A 5,077-nucleotide genomic window follows, 5' to 3' on the forward strand; every position below is an offset into this window, starting at 1 on the left:
ACTGTTATTGAAAAATGGTAATGGTCTTTTATTATGATTGGCTATTTTTAATGGACTGAAAATGGCGATTTTCACTGGACACTTTTTGGCGATTTTCACCGGTCCCTAACACAACAAGCTCTTTATATCCAATGGAATCCACTAATACTTTTTCATTAATCTTAACTGCAGTCTCAATCGAACATTCTACCCCTTCTACAATGATATATCGAGCAAAAAATTGATAGCACTGCCCATTAATAAATTCAATCTTTGTAGAATCACTTTTATTTTCCATGACAATCTTAGAAATACAATTTTCACATGGACTATCTTTTTTTAATGCACGATAACAATAGCTTTGCTTAAAATCAACCGTTAAAGGATGTTTTCCTTCAATTTCATCTTTGGATAAGATACGTACAAATCCTGACAATTGACGCAAAGATTCCGCGAAAGCGGCCGCTTCCTCTTTTGTATAATTCTTTTTTAAATCTGGCATACTGCACCTCACATTAAACTATACATCGTAAACATTGGTAAATAGATTGCTACAACAATAAATCCCGCAAACAATGCAAGTAATACAAGCATTGCTGGTTCTAGCTTATCTAATGCAGATTTCACCGCATAATCAGTTTCATTTATATAATAATCACCAATTGTTTTCAGTGTTGCGACAAGTTCTCCACTCTTTTCACCTACACCACTCATTTCTCTTAAAACCTGTGGTACACGATGCTCTGTAATATTCATTTCTGACATGACTTTCAAACGAGAAATGACTGATTCCTGTAAAGATTTTGGAATCGTCAGAATACGATTGAGTCTTCCATCAACACGAATACGCACAAGCACATCATTTTCTCTTGGTTCAATATGAATATCTGATGCCTTTTCAGCAATTCCTCTTTCTAAAATAGAGTTTACGAGTTTTACAGTTGGTGCTGAAGAGCTTTGATCTTGTTCTTTCTTTTGTACAAGATCTTCTACGGTCATTTCTGATCCTTTTTCAGCTTCCATCTGTGCAATCGCTATGGATGCACCTTCATTTTCATATAATACAGAAATAGCACGGTCAATTGCTTCACAATATGCAATATATGGACGAACTTTACACTTAGTAGTCTGTTTTACTGTTTCTAATGCTCTAAAATTCAGAGGATCTTCCATCGCTAAAAGAATCACATTCTTTTCTTTTCGAAAGGCAACAACACGATATTGTTGTGCAATGACTTTTGAAACAACACCAGCCATGTATGGATCAATCTTTGTTTTATTTAAATCAATGAAATCAATACCTAACTGTATTCTCAATACTTCAATCAATTGTGTTTCATTAATATAATGATTTTCTAATAAAATTGTACCTAATCTTTTGCCTGAATTTTTTTTAAGTGCAATTGCTTCTTCAATCTGCTTTTCACTTAATATATCCGCATCAACGAGCATTTCACCTAATCTTTTATTTTCCATATATTAACCTCTGAACCCCTGCTCATTGTGCTTCTGTTAATCCGTTTATATTGACTGCACCATCAATTGTTTCAAAGAATGTTACTGTCATACTGACAGTAACACTTTCTGATGTATTTACGCTCATTGTATCACTGCCAGAAATGGATAACGATGAAATAATACATTTATATTGTAGATTTACAATTTGATCAATGACACTTTCCGCAATGACATAACTTGGAACAGTACATGTAATATTTGCATTTCTTCTAACGATTGTATCTGTTAAATATGGTTCTGCCCACTGAATGGAAACATTTGAAGCAGTTGGCTGAAGTATATTTGCTAATGCATCAATTTCATTTGCCAGATTATTATATACCGCAACTTCTCCTTGATTTGCATCACTATGTTCTTCAATATAGCTTTTCATGCTTCTCATTTTTGCTTCTTTCACATCTAGAAGATCCATTTCATGATCATTTCTTGAAATCAAAGAGTAGTCATAAATATATTGATCTGCATCTTTTCCAACAATTTTAGAGAATTCATATGGAAGATTTACTTTCAATTGCTTTTCACTCATTAATGGTAATGTTGTTCTAGAAAAATATAGATCTTCATCTGGAAGAATAAGAGATACTTTTTTATTACGGATGCCATGTTCTTTCACTGCTGTCTTGAAAATTTCACTCATTCCATCAAAAGCAATAAAATGATCATTTTCAAATACATTCTCTGGCGTATCAATCAAAACACACTGATCATTTGTAACAAGTTTGATTGATCCTGTTCCAATATCAATTCCTAACATTGATTTCTTCATAGTCTATTCCTCACATTCCAATTAAATGCATATACCAGTTGATAAATCCATTCCCACACAACAAGAATATATATGTTGCGATAGAGATGGATGGTCCAAAAGGAATCTTATTCTTTTTCATTCCCACAACAAATATCAGGCCAATCAAACAAGCTAATATTAAATTAAACAAGCTTCCAAGCATTCCTAAATACAGTCCAACAACGAAGAATAATTTAATATCTCCGCCACCCATTGCTTCTTTTTTTAATACTTTTTCTGTAATGAGCGATATTAACAGGACACTTGCCGCAATGACAAATCCACTCACAAGACCTTGTAAAGAGAAGCTGAACAATATCCACCAGACAATTCCAAAAAGAATAAATCCATCTGGAATCTCATAAGATTTTAAATCTGATAATGACAATCCATACAACACTGTCACAAATCCTAAATCACGAAGCAGTGTTAGATCTAACGTTCCGTGTAACGCTACCATGATGACAAACAGTATTCCAAGCAATGCTTCACTGCATACGTATGTCTTTGACAGCCTTGTACCGCAATATCTGCATTTTCCCTTCAATAATAGATAAGAAAATACAGGAAACAGATCCAAAACACCTAATGTATGTCCACATGCATCACACTTGCTTCTGCCAGTCCACCATTTTTCATGTGCAATGATACGATCACTGACACAATTCAAGAAACTTCCAAATACACTGCCTAAGATAAACGCTGTCACAATACAATAGACAGCTAGAAATGTATCTTCATATATACTCATTGCTTTCCTCCTGTCCACTGTACACTGATTGTTCCATCTTTAACAATCACTTCCAATATCATTTCTCCTGCATTTCCAGAATACTCTTTTCCATGTACTTCTGGATTTTTACAACTGTTATACCCTTTTGTTTTATGCGCAACGATTGAATTAGATACGCTGTCAAAATAACCGATATAGCCATTGGAATGATGATGTACGCAATCTTCATTTGCATTTGAACAATCATCGACTGGACAATGAATTCCATTCAGACTATTCACTTTTGCTACACTTTCACATGTATTTACATAATTTGCATCATTTCCTTGACGTACATGAATATTCATCCAGTCATATCCTTTAATACAAAGAAATACAATTTCACATACAATCAAGACCAAAGCAATCAATTCAATCAATGACATTCTTCTCTTCATGCATTCCCTCCATTGATTGTTACTGGATTTAACGCTCTGACCACAAAGTTTTCACTAATCAAAGATCCAATTTTATCTGTACCTATATCCATTGTTACGTGGAAACATTTTTGACTTTGATCATATGTCAATGAAGTAATCTTGACACCTAATTCCTTTGCATACGACCCTTTGGGCAAAACACGATTGTATGAAGTTCCATCCGTGAATGACAATTGTCCATATTTCCCATCACTGACTGCTTCATCTTTATCATTTTTCAAAATAGAAATCGCAGTTAAATCATTAGACAAAGCATATGTTGTAGAATAAATCTTTTTCACTTGCCCATTTTCTTCTTCTATTCTATTTGTATACTTTAATTCATTTGTCAGAATTGTTTCAATTGTTAAGTTTAACTGCTGTGCCTCTGAAATACGAATGGAGCGATTATATTGCTTGCTTCCCATAAGTACACCAGTCACCAGCATTGTACTAACAAGCGACACTAAAAGAACCGTACATAACATCTCTGTTAATGTAAAGCCATAAGACGTATTCTTTTGTGATCTTGCAAGTACGTTTTTATTCATAATAATATCCTGTATCTTCTTCTATATATACCTTTGCATCATTTACATCTGTCTTTGTACCATTTCTTTCTATAAAAACTTGTACTGTTGCAGATTTTGTTCCTTGATGCTGGAATGGTTTTGTATGATTGATTGCTTTGTTGTTGATACGCGAACTCGCCATAATTGCAGAATTCATACCAACAAATACAATTGCGATGATCAATGTTGAAACCAGTGCTTCTGTAATTGTTTCACCTTTCTTGTTCATACACATTACTCCTTTCCACTTGCCTCGAAGAATGTCCATGAAACAGAGGACGTATTTTTATTAACGTTATATTTCAGGTATTGCTTACTGTCATTGATGCGTAATGTAAATACTACAATTGCACGCTGCTCATTATCTTGTGAAACAACCTTATACGATACAGAAACAGAATCATACAATGTGTTATTAGATGTATCTTCTGTTTCCAAAGAAAAAGTTCCAATTTCAGTTTCACGATTTCCAGTCAAGAAAGTATTTGTCAATGCATTTACTTCTTCTATAAAAGCACCACCATACTGATTTGTATTTGTTACAGAATTTGTACCATCCGTATTTTGAGAAAAAGATACTTCAGAAGCACCTGTATCTGAGTTTAGCTGTTTTTCAATATATAGTGTTGCAGAATCTAAAGAAATCAACTCTTGTCGTGTATTTTTTATCGCATGACTTCTTTTGACTGCACTTAAGCTTGCAGAAATGATTGTAATGGAAACCATTGCCGAAACTGCCATTAACAACAATGCAAAAAGGATAGAGACACCATGGGAATCCTGTAATTTATGTTTGATTTTTTTCATCGTATCTCCTCCTGGTATATTGTTGAAGACTCATAAAACAAGTCATTCACAATATACACTTTCCTTTCTATCAATCCTGTTTAACCGTGATTGATAACGGTTCGATGTATCTTGTAGAATATTGAAATATGTGAATGTGGATTTGTAGTCCTCCCTGTAGCTTTGACTACTTTGAAAAGGGTCTTACCACGCCTTATTCCAGAACAATGATTAGTTAGATGAG

The 5,077-nt window shown here is 33.9% G+C and carries 8 protein-coding genes; all 8 read right to left on the reverse strand.

Features of this window, described 5'->3' with window-relative positions; all coding sequences use genetic code 11:
• Positions 1-31 precede the first annotated feature (31 nt).
• The 8 genes from ACTND6_RS10410 to ACTND6_RS10445 are packed head-to-tail and all read right to left on the reverse strand — an operon-like array spanning position 32 to position 4,854.
• On the reverse strand, positions 32-481 hold the full coding sequence (locus ACTND6_RS10410; RefSeq protein WP_441024121.1) for a hypothetical protein: 450 nt from the start codon (positions 479-481) through the stop codon (positions 32-34).
• Positions 482-489: 8 nt separating this feature from the next.
• Positions 490-1,455, reverse strand: coding sequence for an ATPase, T2SS/T4P/T4SS family (locus tag ACTND6_RS10415; RefSeq protein ID WP_441024123.1), 966 nt, complete (start codon positions 1,453-1,455; stop codon positions 490-492).
• A 22-nt stretch (positions 1,456-1,477) separates the two neighbouring features.
• A complete protein-coding gene (gene pilM / locus ACTND6_RS10420; protein WP_441024125.1) occupies positions 1,478-2,263 on the reverse strand; it encodes a type IV pilus biogenesis protein PilM in 786 nt (261 codons plus the stop codon).
• A gap of 10 nt (positions 2,264-2,273) precedes the next feature.
• Positions 2,274-3,035, reverse strand: coding sequence for a prepilin peptidase (locus ACTND6_RS10425; RefSeq protein WP_441024127.1), 762 nt, complete (start codon positions 3,033-3,035; stop codon positions 2,274-2,276).
• On the reverse strand, positions 3,032-3,454 hold the full coding sequence (locus tag ACTND6_RS10430) for a hypothetical protein (RefSeq protein WP_441024128.1): 423 nt from the start codon (positions 3,452-3,454) through the stop codon (positions 3,032-3,034). Before ACTND6_RS10430 ends, ACTND6_RS10425 begins: the two co-directional genes overlap by 4 nt.
• Complete coding sequence (locus ACTND6_RS10435; RefSeq protein WP_441024130.1) at positions 3,451-4,026, reverse strand: type II secretion system protein; 576 nt, start codon at positions 4,024-4,026, stop codon at positions 3,451-3,453. The genes ACTND6_RS10430 and ACTND6_RS10435 overlap by 4 nt, the downstream gene beginning before the upstream one ends.
• Positions 4,019-4,276 carry a hypothetical protein gene (locus tag ACTND6_RS10440; RefSeq protein WP_441024131.1) on the reverse strand — a complete coding sequence of 86 codons (258 nt, stop codon included), beginning with the start codon at positions 4,274-4,276 and terminating at the stop codon, positions 4,019-4,021. The genes ACTND6_RS10435 and ACTND6_RS10440 overlap by 8 nt, the downstream gene beginning before the upstream one ends.
• 5 nt (positions 4,277-4,281) lie before the next feature.
• Complete coding sequence (locus ACTND6_RS10445; RefSeq protein ID WP_441024132.1) at positions 4,282-4,854, reverse strand: hypothetical protein; 573 nt, start codon at positions 4,852-4,854, stop codon at positions 4,282-4,284.
• Positions 4,855-5,077: the final 223 nt, after the last annotated feature.

Source organism: Bulleidia sp. HCP3S3_C9, assembly GCF_052064035.1.
Taxonomy (GTDB): Bacteria; Bacillota_I; Bacilli_A; order Erysipelotrichales; family Erysipelotrichaceae; genus Bulleidia.

Coding starts and splice junctions, on each gene's coding strand:
- ACTND6_RS10430 (WP_441024128.1), bottom strand. CDS start 3,454: ATGAAGAGAAGAATGTCATTGATTGAATTGATTGCTTTGGTCTTGATT.
- ACTND6_RS10440 (WP_441024131.1), bottom strand. CDS start 4,276: ATGAACAAGAAAGGTGAAACAATTACAGAAGCACTGGTTTCAACATTG.
- ACTND6_RS10445 (WP_441024132.1), bottom strand. CDS start 4,854: ATGAAAAAAATCAAACATAAATTACAGGATTCCCATGGTGTCTCTATC.
- ACTND6_RS10415 (WP_441024123.1), bottom strand. CDS start 1,455: ATGGAAAATAAAAGATTAGGTGAAATGCTCGTTGATGCGGATATATTA.
- ACTND6_RS10410 (WP_441024121.1), bottom strand. CDS start 481: ATGCCAGATTTAAAAAAGAATTATACAAAAGAGGAAGCGGCCGCTTTC.
- pilM (WP_441024125.1), bottom strand. CDS start 2,263: ATGAAGAAATCAATGTTAGGAATTGATATTGGAACAGGATCAATCAAA.
- ACTND6_RS10435 (WP_441024130.1), bottom strand. CDS start 4,026: ATGAATAAAAACGTACTTGCAAGATCACAAAAGAATACGTCTTATGGC.
- ACTND6_RS10425 (WP_441024127.1), bottom strand. CDS start 3,035: ATGAGTATATATGAAGATACATTTCTAGCTGTCTATTGTATTGTGACA.